At 68.7% G+C, this 23,001-nt stretch carries 22 protein-coding genes; 14 read left to right on the top strand and 8 right to left on the bottom strand.

The genetic code is table 11. The features are described from left to right. Nucleotides 1–105: 105 nt before the first annotated feature. From OO52_RS25905 to OO52_RS25945, 9 genes are all read left to right on the top strand, one after another. Nucleotides 106–1,128 (top strand): carbohydrate kinase family protein, encoded by a 1,023-nt coding sequence (locus OO52_RS25905; protein WP_030647223.1) that lies wholly within the window; start codon nucleotides 106–108, stop codon nucleotides 1,126–1,128. 54 nt (nucleotides 1,129–1,182) lie between these two features. Further along, a complete protein-coding gene (locus OO52_RS25910) occupies nucleotides 1,183–2,469 on the top strand; it encodes an ABC transporter substrate-binding protein (RefSeq protein WP_030647220.1) in 1,287 nt (428 codons plus the stop codon). Then, on the top strand, nucleotides 2,469–3,425 hold the full coding sequence (locus tag OO52_RS25915) for a carbohydrate ABC transporter permease (protein WP_030647218.1): 957 nt from the start codon (nucleotides 2,469–2,471) through the stop codon (nucleotides 3,423–3,425). The genes OO52_RS25910 and OO52_RS25915 overlap by 1 nt, the downstream gene beginning before the upstream one ends. A gap of 14 nt (nucleotides 3,426–3,439) precedes the next feature. Further along, a complete protein-coding gene (locus tag OO52_RS25920) occupies nucleotides 3,440–4,303 on the top strand; it encodes a carbohydrate ABC transporter permease (protein ID WP_030647215.1) in 864 nt (287 codons plus the stop codon). Next, a complete protein-coding gene (locus OO52_RS25925) occupies nucleotides 4,300–7,227 on the top strand; it encodes a glycoside hydrolase family 2 TIM barrel-domain containing protein (RefSeq protein WP_030647211.1) in 2,928 nt (975 codons plus the stop codon). The genes OO52_RS25920 and OO52_RS25925 overlap by 4 nt, the downstream gene beginning before the upstream one ends. A 124-nt stretch (nucleotides 7,228–7,351) precedes the next feature. Continuing rightward, a complete protein-coding gene (locus OO52_RS25930) occupies nucleotides 7,352–7,756 on the top strand; it encodes a hypothetical protein (RefSeq protein WP_030647208.1) in 405 nt (134 codons plus the stop codon). 379 nt (nucleotides 7,757–8,135) lie between these two features. After that, entirely contained in the window at nucleotides 8,136–8,456 is a 321-nt protein-coding gene (locus tag OO52_RS25935) for a DUF6191 domain-containing protein (protein ID WP_030647205.1), read from the top strand. A gap of 629 nt (nucleotides 8,457–9,085) precedes the next feature. Beyond that, the gene (locus OO52_RS25940; protein WP_158712564.1) at nucleotides 9,086–9,397 is read left to right on the top strand and encodes a hypothetical protein; all 312 of its coding nucleotides are present in this window, start codon (nucleotides 9,086–9,088) and stop codon (nucleotides 9,395–9,397) included. A 193-nt stretch (nucleotides 9,398–9,590) separates the two neighbouring features. Next, nucleotides 9,591–10,154, top strand: coding sequence for a dihydrofolate reductase family protein (locus OO52_RS25945; RefSeq protein ID WP_030647196.1), 564 nt, complete (start codon nucleotides 9,591–9,593; stop codon nucleotides 10,152–10,154). A gap of 136 nt (nucleotides 10,155–10,290) precedes the next feature. Here the strand turns inward: OO52_RS25945 and OO52_RS54270 are convergent, their stop codons facing one another. Both OO52_RS54270 and OO52_RS54275 read right to left on the bottom strand, forming a co-directional pair. After that, the gene (locus tag OO52_RS54270; RefSeq protein ID WP_324608295.1) at nucleotides 10,291–10,644 is read right to left on the bottom strand and encodes an alpha/beta fold hydrolase; all 354 of its coding nucleotides are present in this window, start codon (nucleotides 10,642–10,644) and stop codon (nucleotides 10,291–10,293) included. Continuing rightward, complete coding sequence (locus tag OO52_RS54275) at nucleotides 10,607–10,996, bottom strand: alpha/beta fold hydrolase (RefSeq protein WP_324608294.1); 390 nt, start codon at nucleotides 10,994–10,996, stop codon at nucleotides 10,607–10,609. The genes OO52_RS54270 and OO52_RS54275 overlap by 38 nt, the downstream gene beginning before the upstream one ends. 182 nt (nucleotides 10,997–11,178) lie before the next feature. Between OO52_RS54275 and OO52_RS25955 the strand changes: the two genes are divergently transcribed. Further along, nucleotides 11,179–11,652, top strand: a complete 474-nt coding sequence (locus OO52_RS25955) for a MarR family winged helix-turn-helix transcriptional regulator (RefSeq protein ID WP_030647193.1) — start codon at nucleotides 11,179–11,181, stop codon at nucleotides 11,650–11,652. 541 nt (nucleotides 11,653–12,193) lie between these two features. On the opposite strand, the gene OO52_RS25960 is transcribed toward OO52_RS25955, so the two are convergent. Together OO52_RS25960 and OO52_RS25965 are read right to left on the bottom strand one after the other, a co-directional pair. Continuing rightward, nucleotides 12,194–12,760: a hypothetical protein gene (locus OO52_RS25960; RefSeq protein ID WP_234339762.1), complete on the bottom strand. Its 567-nt coding sequence runs from the start codon at nucleotides 12,758–12,760 to the stop codon at nucleotides 12,194–12,196. Between the two features lie 7 nt (nucleotides 12,761–12,767). Continuing rightward, nucleotides 12,768–12,974 (bottom strand): hypothetical protein, encoded by a 207-nt coding sequence (locus tag OO52_RS25965; protein ID WP_037629511.1) that lies wholly within the window; start codon nucleotides 12,972–12,974, stop codon nucleotides 12,768–12,770. A 591-nt stretch (nucleotides 12,975–13,565) separates the two neighbouring features. Between OO52_RS25965 and OO52_RS25970 the strand changes: the two genes are divergently transcribed. Then, nucleotides 13,566–13,853, top strand: a complete 288-nt coding sequence (locus OO52_RS25970; protein WP_030647184.1) for a DUF4190 domain-containing protein — start codon at nucleotides 13,566–13,568, stop codon at nucleotides 13,851–13,853. Between the two features lie 578 nt (nucleotides 13,854–14,431). Here OO52_RS25970 and OO52_RS25975 read toward each other — a convergent pair. Both OO52_RS25975 and OO52_RS25980 read right to left on the bottom strand, forming a co-directional pair. Next, the gene (locus tag OO52_RS25975; RefSeq protein WP_030647182.1) at nucleotides 14,432–15,337 is read right to left on the bottom strand and encodes a YceI family protein; all 906 of its coding nucleotides are present in this window, start codon (nucleotides 15,335–15,337) and stop codon (nucleotides 14,432–14,434) included. Between the two features lie 489 nt (nucleotides 15,338–15,826). Next, complete coding sequence (locus tag OO52_RS25980) at nucleotides 15,827–16,846, bottom strand: DMT family transporter (RefSeq protein WP_051818613.1); 1,020 nt, start codon at nucleotides 16,844–16,846, stop codon at nucleotides 15,827–15,829. 88 nt (nucleotides 16,847–16,934) lie between these two features. On the opposite strand from OO52_RS25980, the gene OO52_RS25985 reads away from it, so the two are divergent. Further along, nucleotides 16,935–17,417, top strand: coding sequence for an Lrp/AsnC family transcriptional regulator (locus tag OO52_RS25985; RefSeq protein ID WP_234329018.1), 483 nt, complete (start codon nucleotides 16,935–16,937; stop codon nucleotides 17,415–17,417). A gap of 719 nt (nucleotides 17,418–18,136) precedes the next feature. Here the strand turns inward: OO52_RS25985 and OO52_RS25990 are convergent. Continuing rightward, the gene (locus OO52_RS25990; RefSeq protein WP_030647173.1) at nucleotides 18,137–19,363 is read right to left on the bottom strand and encodes a PP2C family protein-serine/threonine phosphatase; all 1,227 of its coding nucleotides are present in this window, start codon (nucleotides 19,361–19,363) and stop codon (nucleotides 18,137–18,139) included. Nucleotides 19,364–19,581: 218 nt separating this feature from the next. Continuing rightward, nucleotides 19,582–21,048 carry an MFS transporter gene (locus OO52_RS25995; protein ID WP_078876986.1) on the bottom strand — a complete coding sequence of 489 codons (1,467 nt, stop codon included), beginning with the start codon at nucleotides 21,046–21,048 and terminating at the stop codon, nucleotides 19,582–19,584. Between the two features lie 59 nt (nucleotides 21,049–21,107). Between OO52_RS25995 and OO52_RS26000 the strand changes: the two genes are divergently transcribed. Together OO52_RS26000 and OO52_RS26005 are read left to right on the top strand one after the other, a co-directional pair. Next, a complete protein-coding gene (locus OO52_RS26000) occupies nucleotides 21,108–21,587 on the top strand; it encodes a winged helix-turn-helix transcriptional regulator (RefSeq protein ID WP_051818611.1) in 480 nt (159 codons plus the stop codon). A 544-nt stretch (nucleotides 21,588–22,131) separates the two neighbouring features. Further along, nucleotides 22,132–22,851, top strand: coding sequence for a hypothetical protein (locus OO52_RS26005; RefSeq protein ID WP_030647164.1), 720 nt, complete (start codon nucleotides 22,132–22,134; stop codon nucleotides 22,849–22,851). Nucleotides 22,852–23,001 lie beyond the last annotated feature (150 nt).

The following is a 23,001-nucleotide window of genomic DNA, read 5'->3' on the forward strand; positions in this document are numbered from 1 at the left end:
TTCAATCAAATCCATGCTCACTTCTGCTCGACTATTGACCAATCTCGGCAAGCGGCGCACGATTCCGGTCATCGAAATTGACGACTTCTGACGAGAGGGTGGCGTGTGGACGACGACAGGCCCGATGTGCTGCTGACCGGGCTGCTCTTCTACGACCTCGTCCTCACGGGGCTCGCGAAGCCGCCGACACCGGGTGAGGAGATCTGGACGGCCGGCATGGGCTGCGGCCCCGGCGGGATCGCGAACCTCGCGGTGGCCGCGTCCCGGTTCGGTCTGCGCACCTCGCTGGCCACGGTCTTCGGCGACGACTTCTACGGCGAGCACTGCCGGGGCGTCCTGCGCGACCAGGAGGACGTCGACCTCTCGCTCTCCCGCACCGCGGACGGCTGGCCCACCCCGGTCACCGTCTCCCTCGCACACGGCGGCGACCGCGCCCTGATCACCCACGGTCAGGAGCCGCCGTACTCGCAGGACGCGCTGATGGGCGACCCGCCCGAGGCGCGCACCGCCCTGGTGCACCTCGAGGCCGAGCCCCGCGAGTGGATCGCCAAGGCGGCCGCGAACGGCACCCGCGTCTACGCGGACGTCGGCTGGGACCCCACCCAGCAGTGGTCCCGCGACCTCCTCGACCAGCTCGCGCTGTGCCACGCCTTCCTCCCCAACGAGCAGGAGGCCATGGCCTACACCCGCACCGACACCGCGGCCGCCGCGCTGCGCGCCCTCGCCGAGCTGGTCCCGGTGGCGGTGGTGACGCGCGGCGGTCACGGCGCGGTGGCCGTCGACCAGACGACCGGCGAGTACGCGGAGGTCCCGGCCCTCGACGTGGACGTCCTCGACGCGACGGGCGCCGGGGACGTCTTCGGGGCGAGCTTCGTCGCCGCCTCGCTGGGCGGCTGGCCGCTGGCGGAACGGCTGCGCTTCGCCGTCCTCGCCGCCGGACTGTCCGTCCGGCACCACGGCGGCGCACTCGCCGCCCCCGGCTGGTACGGCGTCGACCGCTGGTGGCGCTGCCCGCCGGCCGACCCCGACCTGAGGCGCGCCTACGGCTTCCTCGCGGACCGGCTGCCCGCCGACCCCGGACCACCGGTGCGGTACGCGCCCGTCACTCCCCCCGCACGGCAGCACTGACCCATCCCCACGCTCATGCGAAGTCACGAAAACACCCGAAAGGCGGTGGGAGCTGTGCGGCTCTCACGTAGAGGCCTGCTGCGCGCGGGCCTGGCCGGTACGGCCGCCACGGCGCTCGGCGGCCTGGCGTCCGGCTGTGCCGTTCCGACCGGTTCCACCGGCCGGAACATGGTCCTGTGGTACTGGGACGGCGGGCTCAGCGACACAGTCGTCCAGAAGGCGACGGCCCGCTACGACGCGAAGGTCGACCTGCAGGCCATCAAGATCGGCGGCTACTACCGGTCGAAACTGCTCACCACCATGACCGGCCGGGCCCACATCCCCGACATCGCGGGCCTCAAGGGCGAGGACATGGCGTCCTACCTGCCCAACGCCGACCAGTTCGTCGACCTCAGGACCCTGGGCGCCGACAAGTACAAGAGCCGGTACCTGTCATGGAAGTGGGAGCAGGGTCTCGCCGACGACGGCACGATGGTCGGGTTTCCGATCGACTGCGGGCCGGTCGCGCACTTCTACCAGTACACCGTCTTCCAGAAGGCGGGGCTGCCCTACGAGCCCGACGACGTCTCCCAGCAGCTGAACACCTGGGAGAAGTTCTTCGCGGCCGGCGAGCAGCTGCGGAAGAGGATCCCGGGGACCTGTCTGCTCACCGACATCACGTCCGTCTTCACCAACGTGGTCCAGCAGGGCAGCAAGCGGTACGTCGACAAGGACCGGCACTTCATCGGCGACCAGGCGCATGTGCGCGACGCCTGGGCGCTGGCCGTGGAGGCCAAGCAGCGGAAGATCGTGTCCGACCTGGTCACCGGCACACCGGACCAGCTGTCGGCCGTGCAGGACGGCAAGCTGCCCAGCCAGCTCGGCGCCTCCTGGGCGACGTACGACCTCAAGAGCGGGGTGCCGAAGACCAAGGGCAAGTGGCGCGTGGCGCAGATGCCGGTCCGGCCCTCCAACAGCGGCGGATCGTTCCTGTCGATCACCAAGGCGTGCCGGGAGCCCGAGCAGGCGTTCCAGATCATCACCTGGATCCTGGACGCGGCCAACCAGGCGCAGGGGTACGTCGACGCGGGTCTGTTCCCGTCCACGCCCGCCACGTACGACATGAAGCAACTGCGGGATCCGGACCCCTTCTTCGGCGGTCAGGTCACCACCGACGTCTTCGGCCCCGCCGCACAGAAGATCGCGGTCGCCTACAACAGCCCGTACGACGTGGCGCTCTCGCAGCCCCTCCTCGACGAGATCAAGAACGTCGGCGTCCTCGGCAAGGACCCGAAGAAGGCCTGGAGTGACGCCATGAGCAAGTGCCGCCGGATCGCCAAGCACCTGGGGGTGAGCTACTGATGGCCACCGCACTCGAGAAGCCCGCGCCGACCGTGGAAAGCCTCCCGGCCGGCCGCCCCCGCACGGGTCTGCGCAAGTACTGGCACCTCTACGCCGCGATCTCCCCCTTCTACCTCCTCTTCCTCTGCTTCGGCCTGATCCCCGTCGGCTTCTCGCTCTACGTCTCCCTCCACCGCTGGGACGGCCTCGGCTCGATGGAGTGGGCGGGTCTGTCGCAGTACCAGTACCTGCTGAGCGACAGCGACTTCTGGCAGTCGGTCGGAAACACCATCGTCATCTGGGCACTGGCCACCTTTCCCATGATCTTCCTGGCGATGGTCACGGCCGTGATGCTGAACTCGGCGGTCCGCTTCAAGAACGTCTACCGCTTCGCCTACTTCCTGCCGAACGTCACCTCGGTGGTGGCCATCGCGATCGTCTTCGGCTCGGTCTTCTCCACCAACTTCGGCCTGGTGAACGCCCTCTTGCAGGCGGTCGGCCTCGATCAGGTGGCGTGGCTGAACACGCCGTGGGGGATCAAGGTCGCCATCGCCACGCTGATGACCTGGCAGTGGACCGGCTACAACGCGATCATCTTCCTCGCCGGCCTGCAGACCATCCCGAGCGAGCTGTACGAGGCGGCCCGCGTGGACGGCGCCGGTCCCGTGCAGACCTTCTTCCGGATCACGCTGCCGATGCTGCGGCCGGTGCTGCTGTTCGTGCTCGTGGTGTCCACGGTCACCGGCCTGCAGAGCTTCTCCGAACCGCAGGTGCTGCTGCAGAACACGGCCAACGAGTCGACGTTCTCCGGTGGTCCCGGCCACGCGGGCCGGACGATGGTCCTCTACTTCTTCCAGCAGACCTTCGACAACAACGACTTCGGCTACGGAGCCGCCGTGGCGTGGGGCGTCTTCCTCGTCGTCATCCTCTTCTCGATCGTCAACTGGCGCCTGGTGCAGCGTCGGGGCGAAGACTAGGAAGGCCGGTCACCATGGCATCCATCCAAGGAATCCGCAGGCCCAAGCGCATCCGGGGAACCCGCACCCGGGGCATCGCGCTGCACGCGGTACTCATCGTCGGTCTGCTGCTGTCGGCCTTCCCGTTCTACTGGGCCGTCATCATGTCGACGCACACGTCGTCGGAGATCTTCGCCTACCCGCCGAAGCTGCTGCCGGGCTCGCACTTCCTCCAGAACGTCCGCAACCTCTTCCACAGCGTCGCCTTCTTCGGTTCGATGGGGAACTCGCTGCTGGTGGCGGGCTCGGTGACCTTCCTGGTCCTGTTCTTCGACTCGCTGGCGGCCTTCGTCTTCGCCAAGTTCCACTTCCCCGGCAAGAACGTGCTGTTCGCACTGCTCATGGTCATCTTCATGGTGCCGGCGCAGCTGTCGGCCATACCCCAGTTCGTGATCATGGCGAAGCTGGGCTGGATCGGCACGATGACCTCGCTGATCGTGCCGGCCGCGGCCAACGCGTTCGGCATCTTCTGGATGCGCCAGTACATGAAGGGCGCCATCCACGACGAACTCCTCGACGCCTCCCGCATCGACGGCGCGAACTTCCTCCGCCAGTACTGGCACGTCGCCCTGCCGGTCGTCCGGCCCGGCCTGGCCTTCCTCGGCATCTTCACCTTCATGGGCCAGTGGAACGACTACGCCTGGCCCCTGATCGCCCTCACCAACCCCCGCAACGTCACCCTCCAGGTGGCCCTGTCCCAGCTCAACGGCACGCACGGCACCACCGACTACGGAATCGTCGTGACCGGCGCGCTCCTCGCCCTCATCCCCCTGCTGATCGTCTTCGCGATCGGCGCCAAGCAGATCATCGGCGACCTCGGCAAGGGAGCCATCCGATGATGGACCCGCTTCTGGCCCTCCGCCCCTGGCAGGCACCCGAGGTGACATCCTGGGGGCGGCTGCCGATGAACGCCGTCGACCGGCGCTCCGGCGCCCTCTCCCTGGACGGCGAGTGGCGCTTCCAGCTGCTGCCGACGCCGGAGGCGCCGGTCCACGGCACCTGGTCGACGGCACACGTCCCGGGCGCGTGGACCATGCAGGACACCGGCGACCTGCCGCAGTACACCAATGTCCGCATGCCGTACCCGGAATTCCCGCCACAGTCACCCGCCGCCAATCCCACCGGTGTGTACGAACGACACGTGGACGTCCCCGCCGACTGGGCCGGCCGCCGGATCGTCCTCCAGGTCGGGGCCGCCGAGAGCGTGCTGCTGGTGCACGTCGACGGACGGCCCGTCGGGATCTCCAAGGACTCCCACCTGGCCGCCGAGTTCGACCTGACCGACGTCGTACGCCCCGGTGAGCCCTCGGTCGTACGGCTGACGGTGGTCAAGTGGTCCGACGCCACGCACATCGAGGACCAGGACCAGTGGTGGCACGGCGGGATCACCCGTTCCGTGCTGCTGTACACGACCGACCCTCTGCACCTCGCGGACGTGACCGTGCGGGCACGCCAGGACGGCGACCTGCGAGTGGACTGCCTGGTGCGCAACGCGGCGGGCGACCGGGCGCTGCCCGAGGGCTGGTACGTCACCGCTGATCTGGACGGTGACCTCCTCGCCCAGGACGCCGAGTTCGACCGGCTCAACGCCGAGGACGAGCGGGTCTCCGACTTCCTGAGCGAGGCCCGTATCCACGCCGTCGTGCCCGAGGTGCGCACCTGGAACGCGGAGCAGCCCGAGCTGTACGGGCTGACCGTCCGGCTGCACCGCTCGGACGGCACGGTCGCCGACTCCTCGTACCACCGCATCGGCTTCCGTGACGTCGACATCGTGGGCCGGAACCTGCTGGTCAACGGCGAGCGGGTCTTCATCCGGGGCGTCAACCGGCACGACTTCCACCCATTGACCGGGCGGACGGTTTCGTACGACGACATGCGCGCGGACCTGGTGCTGCTGAAGCGGTTCGGCTTCAACGCGATCCGCACAGCGCACTACCCGAACGACCCGTGGCTGTACGACCTCGCCGACGAACTGGGCTTCTACGTCGTCGACGAGGCGGACATCGAGTCCCACGACCACGCCCATGAGATCGCCGACGACCCTCGCTACCTGAACGCCTTCGTGGACCGCGTCGCGCGCATGGTGCTGCGCGACAGGAACCACCCCTCGATCATCGTCTGGTCGCTGGGCAACGAGTCCGACTACGGCGCCAACCACGACGCGGCGGCGGGCTGGGTGCGCCGGCACGATCCCACCCGGCCGATCCAGTACGAGGGCGCGGCCAAGCGAGGCTGGGCGGACCCGGACGTGGCATCCGACATCGCCTGCCCCATGTACGCGCCGCTGGAGGACTGCCTGGCACACGCGCTGTCCGGGCAGCAGACCAAGCCCCTGATCCAGTGCGAGTACTCGCATGCGATGGGCAACAGCAACGGCACGCTGGCCGACCACTGGGCCGCCATTGAGTCGACTCCGGGCCTCCAGGGCGGATTCATCTGGGAGTTCTGGGACCACGGAATCCTCCAGCGCCTGAGCGACGGCCGGCCGGCCGGGCGCGCGGGCGCCGGACTCTACGACAATGGTGTCGCCGCACCCGGCCACCGCTGGGCGTACGGCGGTGACTTCGGCGAGACCGTGCACGACGGGGCGTTCGTCGCGGACGGGGTCGTCTTCCCCGACCGCACCGCCAAGCCCGCGATGTACGAGCACCGGGAGATCGCGGCGCCGGTCCGCATCCGATCCTTCGGGCACGAGGGCATCGTTCTCGCCAACCATCAGCACTTCCGCGGCCTGGACTGGCTGAGCGGCACCTGGGAGCTGGCGCTGTCCGACGGCCGTACCCTGACCGGCCCGGCCGAACTGCCCGATCTGCGGCCGGGTGAGACTGCGGCCGTACCGCTGCCGTTCGTGGTGCCTGCCGACGGCGGCGAGGCGTGGCTGACGCTTCGGGTGACGACGGCCGGGGACCAGGCGTGGGCACCGGCCGGTACGGAGGTGTGCGCGCCCCGGATCCGATTGCGGGCGGCGGACTCGCCGAGACAGCCGGTCGTGGCCGGGCCGGCCGTCGAGGTGGACGCCGAGGGCCTGCTGCACCACCCGCTGCTGACCAGCGCCCCGACGCTGTCGCTGTGGCGGGCGCCCACCGACAACGACGAGCTGGGCGGGATGGCGCTGCGCTGGCGCGCCTGGGGCCTGGACCGGATGGTGCGCAAGGTCGTCTCCGTGCACCGGGACGGCGAACGGGTGACCGTGGAGGCCGCATACGCCTGCACCCTCGGCGTGGTACGGCACCGGCAGGAATTCACGCCTGTCGAGGGCGGCGTACGGGTCGACGAGTCGGCCGAGCTGCCCGAGGAGTTCCACGACGTCCCCCGGATCGGCTCGGTCTTCGAGACGGTGGCCGGGCTCGATCTGATGGAGTGGTTCGGACAGGGTCCCTGGGAGTCGTATCCGGACCGGGCCGCCGGGGCACCGGTCGGCCACCACGCACTGCCCGTCGACGACCTCTTCACCCCGTACCTGCGGCCCCAGGAGAGCGGCGGCCGGCACGGCGTACGGCGGTTCACGCTGTCGTCCTCCTACGCCACCGGACTCGCGGTCGAGCTGGACGAGCCCCGCCAGGTCTCCGTCACCCGCTACCGCGCCGACGACCTCACCGCCGCCACGCACCACGACGAACTCACGCCGCGGACCGGCTGTGTGGTCCACATCGACGCCGCACACCGGGGCCTCGGCACGGCCTCCTGCGGCCCCGACACCTTCCCGGCCTACCTCGTCACACCGGGGGTGCACCGCTGGAGCTGGAGTCTGCGCATGGTGTAACTGATCGTTTCAGAATGAGGTTCGCGGGCGGCGAAGGAGCTGGCGAGACATCTCCAGTGTCCGCGAATCCTCCTGCGCGGAAAGTGTCAGCAGCACCGCTGGCCGTTCCGGTACAACGATCGCTATGAGTTGGGTGGCGAACGTGATGATCTCGGTTGACATGGCCGACAGCGCGAGTGTTGAGGCGCTGAGCGAGTGGTTGCGGACTGAAGCGCCTCGGCGTGCTCAACCGGAGGTCCGTGGGGTGGGTTTCCTGAAGCTGATCACCAGCACGGAGACCAACCAGTGGGGCGGCTGGAAGCAGCCCGAGTGCGAGGTATGGGCGGGTGCCTTGAATCATGCCGACCTCAACGCCCTCAAGCGGCGAGTGTTCGAGACGCCATGGCGCGAGCCGAACCGGGTCCAGCTCTTGGTGATGGATCAGGAAGAGGCGTTCTTCCGCATGTGGATGATCCGAGGCAACGAACTCAGGCAGTTTGCACCGCTGCAGCCGAACGAGGAGGACGAGGGTTTCTACCTGGAGTCGTGAGCTGGGCCAGCGGCGTCCTGCCGGCCTGCTCACGGCCGGCGAGCGGCGAGGACTTGGGGCCGGGCTTCGTGCGCGTCGAGGCTGGACGGCACACCGTGTCCCCGACACGAACGACCGCATTGACGGAACCCCCGGGCAAGGACGACTCGTGCATCCTCCCACCCTGCCTGATCGCTACCTCTGCTGCGGAGTAGATCATTTGGCGGAGTTGCCTGGGGGCTGATCAAGCGTCGGGACAAGTTATTGATCACAGCCGTCCACGACCAGCGCGAGCACCCCGGCAGACGGGCGCACCAGCCCCTCGGTCTGCGACTTCGAGTCGGCGGAGGCTCACTGAACCACCGGGCGCCCGAGTCAGCCTCGTCTGGATACTGAGGGCATGACGTTTCTCGTCTTCATGACCTTGCCCGGACTGGTCATCCTGCTGACCGCCCTGGCCTTCGTCGATCAGGTTTTGTTGCGTGCGGGCAGGGCCGGCGTCCTTCCGTGGCGCAACGGAGCACGTCAGGGCCAGATATCGGCGACCGGGTTCGAGCAACTGCACGCGAGCCTCTCGCCTGGCAAGCAGAACGAGCTCAAGGAGCGCCAGTCGGCACTCCTGATGCGCGACGACGAGGACGACGGGGCGCCACCGAACCGGACAACGGTGGATCTGGACGGAGGGACCGCGGTGGTCCGGATGCCACCGGCCGCCCGGTAGGACCTTCGACGGCACGTACTCAAGGTTTGCTGTCACACCACCACCGGCACCACGCCGACGAAAACGCCCCCTTGCCCACCACCACCCCGCCGGGGTGCTGAGCGTGCGGCGTGGTCGGCGCCGGGGCGTGCTCTGGTCGGGGGCCGTGGGCGACGGCGCCCTCCCGGACACCGTCCTGGAGCTTGACGGCCAGCTCGGCGGCGGCCTCGAACGCCCGGCGGTTCAGCTCCAGCGTCGCGACGTCAGTCGTCCGCTCCTGGCCGCGGCCGGCCTTCCGGTCCGTGCGGGATGGCCGCGGGCGGGGCCTCGGGGCGGCGGGCACGGCGGCGGTGTGCCCCGGTTGCGAGAGCCCAGACGGTCCGAACGGCACACCGCGTGAACCCGGGCGGTCAACGCGCCGGAGGCGAGGCGGCCCGCTCGTACGGCGCGGCGGCCCGGTAGCGGGTTCAGCCCGGCCTCGACCAGATCACCCTGGCGGTGAAACGCCGGCTCAACCAGACCCAGTACCGCCCGCAGCTGGTCGACGGCTGCCTCGCCGGCGCCGGCCTGATCCTCGATCCGGCCTGTTGACGGATGCGGTGGCCCTTGTGCCCGACGCTGGCTGCGGCAGGTATGGCAGCATCACCGTCATGTCTTTGCTGACCTGGGACTACGACGGTGATCTGTACTGCGCTCTGACCACCGAGACTGGTGCGGGCGAGGGCCGGACCATTCATTTCGAGCTCAGCGAGGCCCGCATGGTTCCGGGCGGAGCCCCTTCCACTCCTGTGTCACCCGCTGCCGGGCCGGCCGCCGTGACGGTGGTTGTCTACGCCCCCGAGGAGGAAAAGCCGGCAGAGGTCTTCTTCGACGACACACAGACTCTGCCGTTCGCCGTCTTGCAGCACTTCGTGGCGACCGTCACTTCGCGGTTGGCAAAAACAGGAGTTCAACGTCAGTAGCTCGGCCCCAGAAGCCGAAGCCCTGGTCGAACGGGCCCGCCGCTTCTCCACAACCGTCACGACAGCCCCACCGAAGCTTTCTCGAACGAATGCTCTCGTGAGGTCACTCGGAACAATGGATCCCGCGAGCCGCGATGAGTCTTGCGGCGTCCGGAAGTCGTACCGTCGAACCGGTTACCGAGGAGGACTTCTGATGCGCAGCGTGACCTATTCGATGAACGTCTCACTCGACGGCTACATCGTCGGGCCGGACGGCGACTTCAACTGGACGGAGCCCGACGGAGAGGTCTTTCGCTTCTGGATCGACGAGATTCGAGGGGTCGATGTCCACCTCTTGGGACGACGGCTGTACGAGACGATGCTGTACTGGGAGACCGCCGACCAGAATCCATCACTTGACGAGGCAGAACTCGAGTGGGCCGCGCTTTGGAAGCCGCTCCCCAAGATCGTGTTCTCGACCACGCTGTCAGCGGTGCAAGGCACCGCCCGCCTCGCCTCCGGCGGCCTGGCGGAGGAGATCGAGCGGCTGCGAGCCGAGCCGGGGGAAGGCGACATCGCGATCGGCGGCGCGACTCTCGCCGCCGAGGCGGCCGCGTTGGGCCTGATCGACGAGTACCGGGCCGTGGTCCACCCGGTGCTGGTCGGCGGTGGCATTCCGTTCTTTCCCCGACACGAGCGCCGGGTGGCTCTGGAACTCGTCGAAACCCGCACCTTCAGCTCAAGAGTCGTCTACGTCCGCTACAGCGTGGCGCGTTGACCTGCTCGCCTGCCGAGCCCTGGCAAGAGCGGGCCAGTCAGTGAGGTCTGCTCAGGGAACAGAAGCGATGCGGCGTTCCTCGTTCGAGGGCATCCACGCTTGCGCATGAGCGGCCGGGGCATCGCTTGTACAGGCGCTAATTCGGAAGGGTTTCGAGGAACCTGACCAGGAGGGCGTCGAACTCGGTCGGCGCCTCCATATTGGGGAAGTGCGCGGTGTTCTCCACGGACACCGCGCGCCCGTCGGGTACCGCGCGGACCAGACGCTCGGCCATCGCGATGTGATCGCTCACGTCGAGAGCACCGTTTATTGCCAGGACAGGAACGTCGATGGACGCCGCGCGCCGCCAGGTCTGCGGAACCGGTACACGATGGTCCGGTTCCCCGGCCGTGTGCTTGGAGATCGTCCGGAACGCCATCGCGCGCAGACGGTTCGCAATGTCCGCATCGACATCACCGAGCGAGCGGTGCGGGCCTGCCGCGAAACGCACGTGCCCGTTCAGCCAGCCCTCGATGTCGCCGGCTGCCAGCGCACCGTTCTGCCTCCCGGAGAACCTCCAGGCTCCAGGGATTTTCGAAGTACGGCTCGCTGGTCCCCACACCGCTGACGACCACGGCACGAACCAGTTCCGGATGCTCGAGCGCAGTGTCGACCGCGGTGCCCCCACCCATCGAGACCCCGACGAGCACCGCCGGCCCGACATCGAGATGACGCAGCAGCGCTGCCAGATCGTCGGCCGGGCGGAACGGACGGGTCGCGTTCGAGGAGGCTCCGTGTCCGCGGGCGTCCGGTGCGATGACCCGGTAGTGCGGGGCGAACGCCCGCATCTGTTCGTCCCACATGCTGTGATCGAAGAACCGGCATGAAGCAACACCAGCGGCCGCCCCTCGCCGGCGTCGCGATAGGCGAGGGAGCCGTCGCAGGTCGTGAACGAACGCGTCTCGGAGTTCTCCGCGAAAGCAGACATGACAACCAAGGTGTCATCATCGTCGAAAGTTGGCAACCGAGGTGTCATTCTTGTGGCATGACAGGCACCGACACCCCACTGCCGCCCGACGAACTCGCCGACCGACTGACGGAGGTATTCGCCCTGGTGGGGCCGCTGTACCGGCGGGTGCACCGCAAGGTGGAGCAGGCCGAGCCGATCGAGGGGCTGTCCGTCGGCGTACGCGCGGTGCTGGACATGCTGCGCCGGCACGGGCCCATGACCGTCCCTCAGATGGGCCGCGCCCAGACACTCAGCCGGCAGTTCGTGCAGCGCACGGTCAACGATGCCGCCGCGCAGCATCTGGTCGAGGCCATCCCCAACCCCAGCCACAAGCGGTCCTCGCTGATCCGGCTGACCGCCGACGGCACGGCGGCCATCACCGCGGTACACGCCCGCGAACACGCGGCCTTGCGGAAGGTGAGCGGCAACCTCACGGGCGCGGACGTGGATGCGTGCGTACACGTCCTGACCCGGATGCTCGCGCTCTTCGACGATGTAGACGTGCCCTAGCAGTTCAGGAGCTGTGCCGCGCCGCTTGCAGTGGCTGGTGCAGGCCTGGTGTTGTCGCGGTCGGCGCCAGGTCGACCAGCGCAGGATGTGCTCGACGGGTGTGGGTCGGCGGTCGGTGAGGGGCGTGATCAGGCGTCGTATCTGGGCGAGGCCGGGGTGGATGAGCTGGGAGGGGGACGGTCAGTCTTCCTGTCCGGTGCGTAGGCTTTGCACGGCTTCCCGGTGTCCGCACGGACGATGGGCATGGTGCGGCTGGTCGTCAGCGAGACGGTCACCAGCGCCCGCGAGTACGCCCCCGGCCCGTGCCTGCTGAGCTTGGAGATCCGCGAGGGTGTTGTGGAGGCCACTGTGTGGGACAGCAGCGCCCCGCTCCGGTCGATCTTGGCCGCCGACTCCGACTGCCACACCACCGAACACCGTTCAGAGCGTCATCACCAATCATCAACGGCCCCAGGGCCCCAGCTACCGTCTGAGGGAACGCTTCACCGCCATCGAACGCGATGACACCGACGCGGCCTGAGCCGAGGGCTTCTCACAGGCCCTACTCGTCCAGGAACCGATACTCCCCGCTCGGGGCTCCGATCAGCACGATGCCGTCGCGGACCCGCCACTCACTCATGCCATCGGACTCGAGGCTGACGAGGAACAGGCCGGTGATCAGGTCATTGTCGTCGTCGGAAGCTGGGACCCGCGCCACGCGGTGCAGTTGATCCAGGAACCAGTCGGCGGACTGCGCGTGCATCTCGGCCCCGAAGAAGACCCAATTGGTGAAGTTGTACTGCCTCGCGGGAAAGGCCCAGCCCCCGCCATACGTCCGATCGGGATCGTCCGCTCCGACTATCTCCTTGACTTGAACGAGCTGCCGGTCATCGCACTCCAGCCAGCCCCTGATCCGGACAAACACGCCCACGACGACCGCCCCCGTACTCCAGGCGCCGCTCGCTGGGCGCCGACTCGACGTCGTCGCACCGTAGGCGAGGTCGGATCGTTCCAGCAAAGCTTTATGGACCTCCATGCAGTGGTCAGATCCCAGACCAGAGCTGAGCACATGCATCTGCACTTGGCTGCGAAACGCCCGCTGATCGTCTGCACGAGCTGACTGGTTCACCCTCGTATTACTTGGGATCCTCGCTCTCCCAGGGGTGGACGAAGAGACCAGGCCGGACGCCCCACGCGTCGCGCACAGTGATCAGTCCGGACTCGTCCGTGACGTCAGCGGACCTCAACATGGCGACCGAGGCCTCATGACCCAGTCTGGTGCTGACCTGGGGTACCGCGCCGAGTGCGCCGCCGTCGACGGCGAGGCTAGCGGTGACGCCCACCGGGACAGGCCGTGCCGTCAGGGTGAACGAAACTGACTGGCCCTCGTCACAGAGACCTCGTTGGGAACTGACTGATCATCGGGGCACCGGGAGGTATCCCGAAGTGGTCTTGGATGTGGCTCTTCCCGCCGCTGACGACGATGGTGATGTCCGGGGACATCAGGTCTCTCTCGGTCGATCGACTCGTCGCGCCGGCCGGCACGACGCCCGCCGACGCTGCCAACGGCCGCCTTGGCGGGGCGGCGGACCGACCGGGGGCCGGGGCATGTGGGTCACCGGCGGCGGCACCCGATGCGCCATAGATTGGACCAACATGCCAAGCGTCGACGCATAGGAAGTGCTGGTGGAAGACCCACCGGCTTCGACCCTGACCGCTGCCGCTGCCGCGATGTCTTCCACGACGCCGTCATCCTCGCCTCGATCAGACTCTGGCCGCAGCCCGACGGGACGGCCCCGCCGAATCCCATCACTCCCGGCTGCTTTTCCTGGGCATGACATAGAACGGTTCGCGCCGGGCACACGGCTGACCAAGAGACAACCAAAGAGGGCTAAAGAGTGTTGAGCCCGATCGTCATCAGCGCGGGAGCAACTATGACAAGTTACGGCGGGTCTTCCACCGCACCCACTCGTTCTCGCACCAACGGCCTGGCGATCGCCGGTCTGTGCTGCGGCATCGTCGGACTTTTCCTGCTGAACATCATTCTGGGCCCGCTGGCCGTCGTGTTCGGCGCCGTCGGACTGCGGCAGTCGGCTGCCAAGGGCGGGGCGGGCATGGCGAAGGCCGGCATCGTTCTGGGCATAGTCGACGTCGTCCTGTGGCTCGTGCTGCTCGCCGTCGCCGCCAACACCGGCGGCTTCAGTTGGCACGTGGGCGGCTGACCGGCCCGAGGTGCCCCCATATGTGCGGCCCGCTGCACCGGCGGGCCGTACAGGTGTACCCACCACGATCTCCGATATCAGTGGGGCTGCCGACCACCGGAGGGTACGGGCGCGGCCCAACTCGGGGCAGGCGCCAGCGGCTCGACGAGGGCACTCCCTCGGCGACCGCCCGAGCGCCGATTCAGGGCAGCGCCGCAATGGAAGCCGCGCGTGGTGGGGGGTGCACACGGAGTCCTGCGGGAACTGCGGGACGCGTGCGCTGTCAGTTCCGCGTCCGTACGCGCCGACGCTCTTCGGTGGCGCCGTCGACTTGCACGGCGCTTCCGGGGAGCGCCAAGTGGGCCGGTGGAGATGCGCTTACGGTCCTTGCCCGGACGGGAAACGGCGACGACGGAGCGAAGAGGATCTGCAACCCGTTGCGGACACGCCTGCCCGTTTCTGCCCGGGTGGCGCGGTTCCCGTGGACCAGAGGACAGCACGCCCCGTGTCGGCGTCGGTGACACGGATGACGAGGTCGACCCGCGACCCGAAGGCCGGGCCGAGCGCAACCCCCCGGGGCGCGGCCTCCGGGAGAAGACCTACTGCGGCGGCGTGGGCGTGTCGTGGGTGCGGTACATCGCCTGTACGTCCAGCTCCAGTTGGACGGTCGGACCGACGACGGCGATGCCGCGGGCCAGCATGGAGCGCCAGTTGAGGGTGAAGTCCTCCCGATGGAGTTCCGCCTTCGCGAGAGCCGCGCAGCGCAGCTCCTGTTCGTAGCCTCCGTTGACCATCCCGAGGTAGGTCGTGTCGAGGCCGACGGAGCGGCTGGTGCCGTGCATGGTGAGTGTGCCGTGCAGGGTCCACTTGGAGCCGCCGCGGTGGGCGAAACGGGTGCTGGTGAAGTCGATGTACGGGTAGCGTTCGACGTCCAGGAAGTCGGCGGAACGCAGGTGGTTGTCGCGGGTGTTGTTGCCCGTGGTGACGCTGGAGGCGTCGATGCGCACCGAGACACTTGAGTCGGCCATGTTCGGTGCGATGCGGATGCCGCCCTGGAAGCGGGTGAACCGCCCGTGGACATGGGCCATGCCCACGTGCTTGGCGATGAACCGGATAGCGGTGTGCGGGGGGTCGAACAGCCAGGTTCCGGCTGTCGGAAGTTCCATCTGGCGGGCCGGCTGGAGCGCGACGCGCACCGGGGGCAGAGCCACCCCGGCGGCGATGTCGAGGGTCTCGCGGGCAGGTGACAGGCCCTCGGCCGCGATCATCACGCTGTAGGAGCCCGGCGGCAGCGTCGCTATGAAGTAGCCGTGGGGGTCCGTGGTGCCGCGCGTCACGACCCTGTGGCTGTCCAGCGCGGTCACAGTGATCTCGGCTCCGCCCATGGGCTGCTCGATCGGATCGACGACCTCGAAGCCGAACGCACCGGCACCGGGCGGCAGGGGGACCGAGATGCTCGGCCCGGCACCGTGGGAACGCCGACGTCGGAGCAGCCCGAGAGCCATGGATTCACCCTTCTTCACCTGCGTCACCGTCACGCGATCCGCTCAGACGATTACGTTCGCGGTCGCCAAGAATCGTCGGCGACGGGAAGACGGACGCGGGGCCAGTAGTTTCCGTAGAAGATCATAAAGCCCCTCAGGCGCAGGCGACTCACCGCGACCTCAATGCTGCCCGCCTCCCCTGCCGGTGGACGTCGGATCACATATCAGGACATCGACCGGCCATATCGCCACACCTCGACAGCGATGCTTTGCAGCAATGCTGTGGTGAAGTAACGGAAAGGGACCGTGATATTCACAACCGCTCTGCGGCTTCACCACGGACCTGACACAGACAGCAGGCGACGCGCCCCGACCGCGGGCTCGGGAGAGCTGCGTACCTACTGCTCGCGCCGGCGCCGCGGACCGGACGGACACGGCAGCGGTGATCACCCGTCCAGGCATCGACACGCACTTTCGCGGAGACATGTGGTGGCCAGGCCGGTAGAGACGTCACCGGTGGTCGGTTCGTGCGGGGACGCGGCTGCTACTTGCGGAAGGGGGCGTGGCAGCGGCGTGTCCTGCCGACGGCCCGGGATGACCGGGTGGAGCGGAGGACTGCCCGCCCGGTCGCGTGGTGGGCCGGGTACGGGCCGAGGGCAGGCAGGCCGCGGCCAGTCCACCGAGCATCAGCAGGCTGCCGAGCGCGGCGGTCGCGGTGAGGTGTTCGTGCAGGACGAAGACGCCGAGGAAGGACGCCGCGAGGGGTTCGGCGAGGCTGAGGGTGCCCACGGCCACCGCGCTGGTGGAGGTGATGCCGATGGAGAACAGGCCGTACGGCAGGGCGGTGGTGGCCAACCCGAGCCAGGAGATGAGGCCGAGGGTGGCGGGTTGCCCGAGCGCGGCGCTGCCCGCGGCCATCCATGGCACTAGCGGAACGGCGCCGAGCAGCAGAGAGAGGGCGGACACCGTCGGCAGGTGGACGTCCGGGTGGTCGGTAGCCAGTTGCTTGGCGTACACGGTGTAGACCCCGTAGCAGACACCCGAGACGGTGGCGGCCAGTAGTCCGGAGGCGTCGACACCGGTTCCAGTGGGGGCCATCAGCAGGGCGCAGCCGGTCACGGCGGCGGCGGTGGAGACCATCCATGTCCGGGTGAGGTGTTCACCGCATACGGCCCAGGCGATCAGGCCGGTGGCGACGGGGGCGGTGCCCAGGGCGACGACGGTGGCCAGCGCGGCGCCGGTGCGGGCGGTCGAGTAGAGGAACGCCGCCTGGTAGACGCCCGTGGCGATGGCGCAGACCAGCACCGGCCGGGCCAGACCGTGTCGCAGCGCGGGGAGCAGGGCGGGCAGGTGGCGACGGGCGCAGGCGGCCAGAACCGTGCCGCCGACGACCAGCCGCCAGCCGCCGAGGGCGACCGGGCCCATGGAGGTGCCGACCAGGGCCTGCGCGGGTCCGACGGTGCCCCACAACAGCGCGGCCCCGAGGATCAGCCCGGCACCGTTGGAGAAACCTCGCTTTTGTTGCCTCATGTCGGCACACGCTAGACAAAGATTCGCTTTGAAGGATCGAATAGCGCACACCATAAGGCAGAGGGGAAGAAGTGTGGAACTTGATGCGGTGGACAGGGCTCTTCTGCGGGAACTGCAGAACGATGCACGGCAGACCAACCGGGACCTCGCCGCGAAGACAGGTGTCTCGCCGTCGACGTCACTGGAGCGGGTGCGGCTGCTGCGGGAGCGCGGTCTGATCACCGGCTATCACGCCGCCCTGGACCTGGAGGCGGCCGGACGGCCCGTACAGGCGCTGATCTCGGTACGGATCCGTCCTCCGGCCCGGCCGGTCATCGAGGGGTTCCGGGAGTGGGCGCAGCGACTGCCGGAAGTCATCGCCATGTTCGTCACCTCCGGCGCCTACGACTTCCTTCTGCACATCGCGGTGCCGGACGTGAACGGGGTCTACGCCTTCGTCATCGACCGGCTCACCGAACGGCGGGAGGTGGCCGACGTCCAGACGACCATGGCGTACGAACACGTCCAGTCACGCGTCATCGAACCGGCTACCGCCCCCGAACAGACCCGCCCTACCCGACGACACCGCTGAAGTCACGGGGCTGATCGTCGCGGCACCGTGCAGCCCTCTCCTCAGTCGGCCGGCTGGGCGTCGATCAGCTGACGCGCGCCCGGGCCGGCCGGCAGGAACGGCATCACGTTCTCCGGGCGGAGCGGGTTCGGCGAAACCGGTGAGACCGGGTTTCAGGTCGTGCCGTCGGAGAGGGGAGGTCGTGCAGGTTGCCGGGGCAGGTGTGCGGACGTGGTGGATGGTCGTAGGAGGAACGTCGGCGGGGAGGCAGGCAGCGCTGGAGTTGCCGGCGCAGCGGGAGGTGCGTCCCAGCCCGACGCACCCTTCAGCCGCTCGCGCCGTGGTGACGGTGAGCGGCTCTCCGGGCAGCCTCACCGCCTTGCCCCGGACCGCCGGGGAGGGGCCCGGCGGCGCGGGGCCGAGCTCTGGCCGGTGCCGGCCTGGGAGCCGCCCGGCGGGGAACTCGCCGCGCGCCGCACTCCGGCCGCGGCGATCACGATCGACGTTTGGGCAGGCCGTTCGAAGCCTGAGCTCTTCAGGTACGGCCGTCCGGCTGCTGTGGACACCGCTGCGGTGCCGTCCATACAGCGGGCGCCAAGGTCAGGCCGCCACGGGGTGTTCTCGGCGTCGAGCGCGCCGCCGATGGCCTCGGCGTAGTCGCGGGCGCCCGTCCGGCCAGAGCGGCGCCGCGGGGCGAGTCGCCGTGGTGCTGGACACGGTGGGGCTCGCGGCGTACCGCGTTACTGCGACCGCGGCCGCCATTCGAAGAGCAGGATGGTCGCGTCGTCCCGCAGTTGGTTGCGCTGGTAGTCGAGGATGGCGTGGATGAGCAGTCGCAGTACCTCGGCCGGGCGCTGACCTGCGGCGTTGGAGTGGATGATGAATTCGGTGAACCGGTCGAGCCCGAACTCCGCACCATGCGCGTCCCTGGCCTCCACCACACCGTCGGTGTAGAGAAGAACGCAGTCGCCCGGTTCCAGTTTCGTCTCGTGGATCTGCCGGGCCGCCGGGGCGAGTGGGCCGACAAGGCCGAGCGGCGGCTGCGGGGCACTGTCGAGCGCCCCGCAGAGCACCCGCTCGTCACGGATCAGCAGCGGTGGGGGATGACCGCAGTTGACCCAGTGCAGCACCCCGGTCTCAGCATCGAGCCGACACAGCACACCGGTGCAGAAGTGGTCGGGCAGCCACTGGGCGAGCGCCTGGTCGACGGAGCCGACGATGTCGGCCAGCTCACCACCGCCGCGGCGGGTGTTGCGGGCCGCCGCCATGGCGACCGACGTGGTCAGGCCGGCGGTCAGATCGTGGCCCATGCCGTCGAGGATCATGGTGTGCAGCACGTTCTTGACCACCGAGTGGTCGAAGGCGTCGCCGGCGATGTCGTACGCCGGTTCCAGGACCGCGGTCGAGACGCACCTGCTGCTGCCGATGGTGCGCGGCGGCAGGAAGGCCCGCAGCATCTCGGCGGGCAACCGCATGGGAGCGGTGCGGGTGCGGGCTGCGAGCCAGTCGCTGTAAGTACGCTTGGAAGTGATCAGCATGGCGAACAGATGGGCCAGCATCCGACTGCGACGCATCAGCGGCCCGTCGAGCGAGGCGGCACGCACCGCGAGCACGCCCAGCCGCTCCGCACCGTCCACAAGAGGCATCCAGACGATCAAGCCGTCCCCTGCATCGTCCACCCGCGAGGAGACCGTACGGTACGCCCATCCGGCCGACGAGTGGTCCACCGAAAGCGGCTCCAAGGCTTCGTCGAGTGGGACGAGCAGCCGTTGTTGCAGGTCGGCGAGGTAGATCAGTGCGGTGTCCAGGCCGAGGGCCGAGGCGCATCGATCGGCCAGGACGGGCAGTTCGACCGGCAGGGCCGTTTGCGCCTCGGTGATCAGCTGTTCGAGCCGGCTCTCCTCGACGGCGGGGTCGTGAGCGGAGGGCTCGCGCGGTGGGCCCGACACGGGGATCACTCCTTCCATGCCCGTTCTCACACTGATCCTGTCCTCCACGCCCAGCCGCTGCCACCGCTCCACGCTCCCCCGGTCCGCGGCCGGTGGGCCGTCCCGCCATAGGTGCACTCGGCGTCCGGCATCGGCCGCGACCAGTGGTACACCTCCTCGAACAGCTTCTCCCCGGGCGGCTTCGATCGCCGTGGTGAGCAGCTCGTTCATGTGAAGCTCGTGCACAGCGGTTGGTCTTACGGTCTTGATGCATCCGTCAGGGGCTGCGCGTCCACCTCGGTCTGCTTCGACGCGGCGGAAGCCATCTGTGCCGAGCCGCCGCCACGGCTGAGGTGCACACCGAACGCGGATGTCACCAGGCCCAGTACGGCGGCGACGCACCAGACGACCCGGAAGTCGTGGAGGGACGCGGCACCGACGTGGGAGCCGACCACAGCGACCAGGACCGCGACGCCGACCGAGGTGGAGATCTGACGGACGGAGTTGACCAGCGCCGACCCGGTCGCCGCACGGTGCCCTGGAACGGCGTGCACACCGGCGGCCACCAGAGTGCCCAGGGCCAGACCGACACCCGCACCCGTCAACAACTGGCTGGGCAGCATGCCACGCCAGTAGTCCGGGGTGACGGATGCGAAGTACGCGAACCACACCATGCCGCCGGCGAACAGCAAGCCGCCCGTGGCGACCAGCGGACCGTGTCCGAAGCGCTGCGCGGCGCGGGCGGTCAGAAGGGTGACGATCGGTACGAGGGCGGGACCGGGGACCAGGGCGAGACCGGTGCGCAGTGCACTCCAGTGCCAGAGTTCCTGGCACCACAGCACATTCGACAGCAGCATGATCGCGAAGGCGACGCCGAACACGAAGCTGCCCGCGTTCGCCGCTCCGAAGCGCGGCAGCCGTAGCAGGTCCAGCTCGAACAGCGGCCGGGGGTGTCGCAGGGACCTGAGGACGAACGCGGCGCCGCTGATCACGGCAACGGCCAGGAGCAGTACGGTCCTGCCGCTCGTCCAACCCCAGTCCGACGCCTGGACCAGTGCCCCGGACAACGCAGTGACCGAGGTGACGACCAACAGGGCGCCGAGGAGGTCGGGCAGCGGGCCGGCCTCCCGTGCGGCCGGCTTCGGCAGGACCGATCGGCCGGCGACGAGCGCCGCGATCCCGATGGGCAGATTGACGGCGAACACCCACCTCCAGTCCACCTCGGTCAGGAGACCGCCGGCGACGGGTCCCGCGGCCGCGGCGAGTCCGCCGACCGCAGCCCAGCTCCGGGTGGCATGGGTACGACGCTCGGCCGGCACGGTCGCCAGCAGCAGGGCCAGGGACGTGGGAATCTGGGCGGCCGCCCCGACGGCTTGCACGATCCGGGCCACGACGAGGGTCTCCAGGTTCGGGGCGAGGGCGCAGCCCAGCGACGCGAGGGTGAAGACGCCGATTCCGGTGAGGAAGACCGGCCGCTGGCCTATGCGGTCACCGACGCGCCCGGCCACCACCAGCAACGCGGCGAAGGTGATCGCGTAGGCATTCAGGACCCAGGACAGCGAACCGAGGCTCGCGCCCCCGCCGCCCCCACCGGAGAAGGTCTCTCCCATCGCCGGAAGTGCGACGTTGACGATCAGCAGATCAAGGTTGGTCATGAAAACGGCCACCAGGACAACGATGACGGCCGTTCGAGAGTGCTTTGAAAATCCAAGCATTGCAGCCATGGCGCAAGCCAAGCACAGGCCGGTTTGGAAATCAAACCACTTGGGGGGACAATGGGGTCATGACCACGCGCATCGACCCCCAGGACATGCCCGGCCGGCCCTGCTCGCTCGCTGCCGCTTTGCAGGTCATCGGCGACCGATGGGCCTTGCCGGCGATCCGCGAGGTCATGCTCGGCAACCACCGGTTCCGACAGATCGCCAGGAACACCGGGGCCCCCACGGACCGGCTGGCGGCGCGCCTGAAGGCGCTGGTGGAAAGCGGCATCCTCGAACGGCGCCCGCTTCCGGACGGCACACACCACAACGGCTACTACCTGACAGAGGCCGGGCGCGATCTGGGAAACATCACCCGCGAGCTCATCGGCTGGGGTGACCGCTGGGCCGTCACCACTCCGCCCAGCCGGATCCGTCACCGAGACCACGAACTCGTCACGCACACGGTCTGCGAGACCTGTGGTGAGCAGGTCCATGGCGAGGACATCCACCGGGAGGAGCTCACCCCCGGCTGGGACCAGTCCGGCCCGGTGCAAGCCCCGTAGACCGTGCGGCGGTCGTCGGTCCCGCCCCGGAACGGGGCGCGTGACCTCGGTGCGGTCGGTCGTCGGCCGGAAGTCTCGCGGATCTCCCGGTGGCTTCCCAGGAGCCGGGCGGGTGGTGGCATGGGAGACGCAGGGTGGCGGCACGTCGACGGCCGATGACCGACTCTCTCCCCCGGAACGGCGCCGGGGAAGGGTGCAGATCGAACCACGCCGAGGCGAACATCGCCACGGCGGGTGGTTGACTGGCGTCCCGGTACCTCGCCACCTGGATGATCGCCCGGGCGCTCGGGGAAACGGCCGCACGCGACGCCCTGACTACGTGGCTCCGGTCGGCGAAAACCAGGAGACCAGACCCCCGAACGCGCTCTGCGCGCCATCCACACGGGCGAGGCCGCATTGCACTGACGCCGCCGCCCCTGCCCGTAGATTTCGGTGGGTAAGGCGCTTTCCCCTCCGCACCCGTCGACGAACTGCCTGTCGACCGCCTCATCCATCAGCCTTGAGCCCGCGGCTGTCCGCGGTCGCCGCACCTCTGGAGACACAGATGCACGAACTACTAGCCGAGGCAGTCGAAGCCCACGGCGGGATCACACGTTGGCGTGAGTTGACCCAAGCGCGTGCCACCCTGGTCAGCGGCGGTCATCTGTTCGCCGTAAAGGGCTTGCCACAGGATCCCGCGCCGCGCGAGATGACCATTCTTCTCCACGAGGAGCACGCCTCGGTCAGGCCCTTCGGGGCCCCCGACCAGAAGACCGACTTCACGCCCGGACGCGTGAGCATCGACAAGCTCGACGGGCGCGTGGTGGCCGAACGCCAGGACCCACGATCATCCTTCAGCGGCCATACTCTGCAGACCCCCTGGGACCCGCTGGATCGCGCGTACTTCAACGGCTACGCCCTGTGGACCTACCTCACAACCCCGTTCCTGCTGGCCATGCCCGGTTTCACAGTTACCGAGATCGAGCCGTGGCGGGAAGGAGACGAACTCTGGCGAGGACTGCGAGCCACGTTTCCACCCGAGATCGCCAGCCACAGCACTCACCAGGACTTCTACTTCGGCCACGACCGGTTGCTGCGCCGACACGACTATCACGTCGACGTCGCAGGCGGATTCGCCGCCGCACAGTACGTCTACGACTGCGTGGAAGCGGACGGCATCGTGCTGCCCACCAAGCGCCGGGCCTACCGCCGCGATGCTGATGGCCGTCCCGTCCTCGATCAGGTCATGGTCTCGATCGACCTCGACGATCTGCACTTCAGCTGACCCCAGGAGCTCAACACCTGCTCGGTGAGATGACGCGGACTGATGAGCCAAGGGACGTGCGAGCACAGACTGGTCTGAGGTCATCGCTCGCGAAGAGGAAACCTGTGGGTGTAGCTGCGTCTCGGGTCAGCCGATCTGGGGTGTTGCGAT

It is taken from the genome of Streptomyces flaveolus, from assembly GCF_000716535.1.
In the GTDB taxonomy this organism is placed as follows: Bacteria; Actinomycetota; Actinomycetes; order Streptomycetales; family Streptomycetaceae; genus Streptomyces; species Streptomyces flaveolus_A.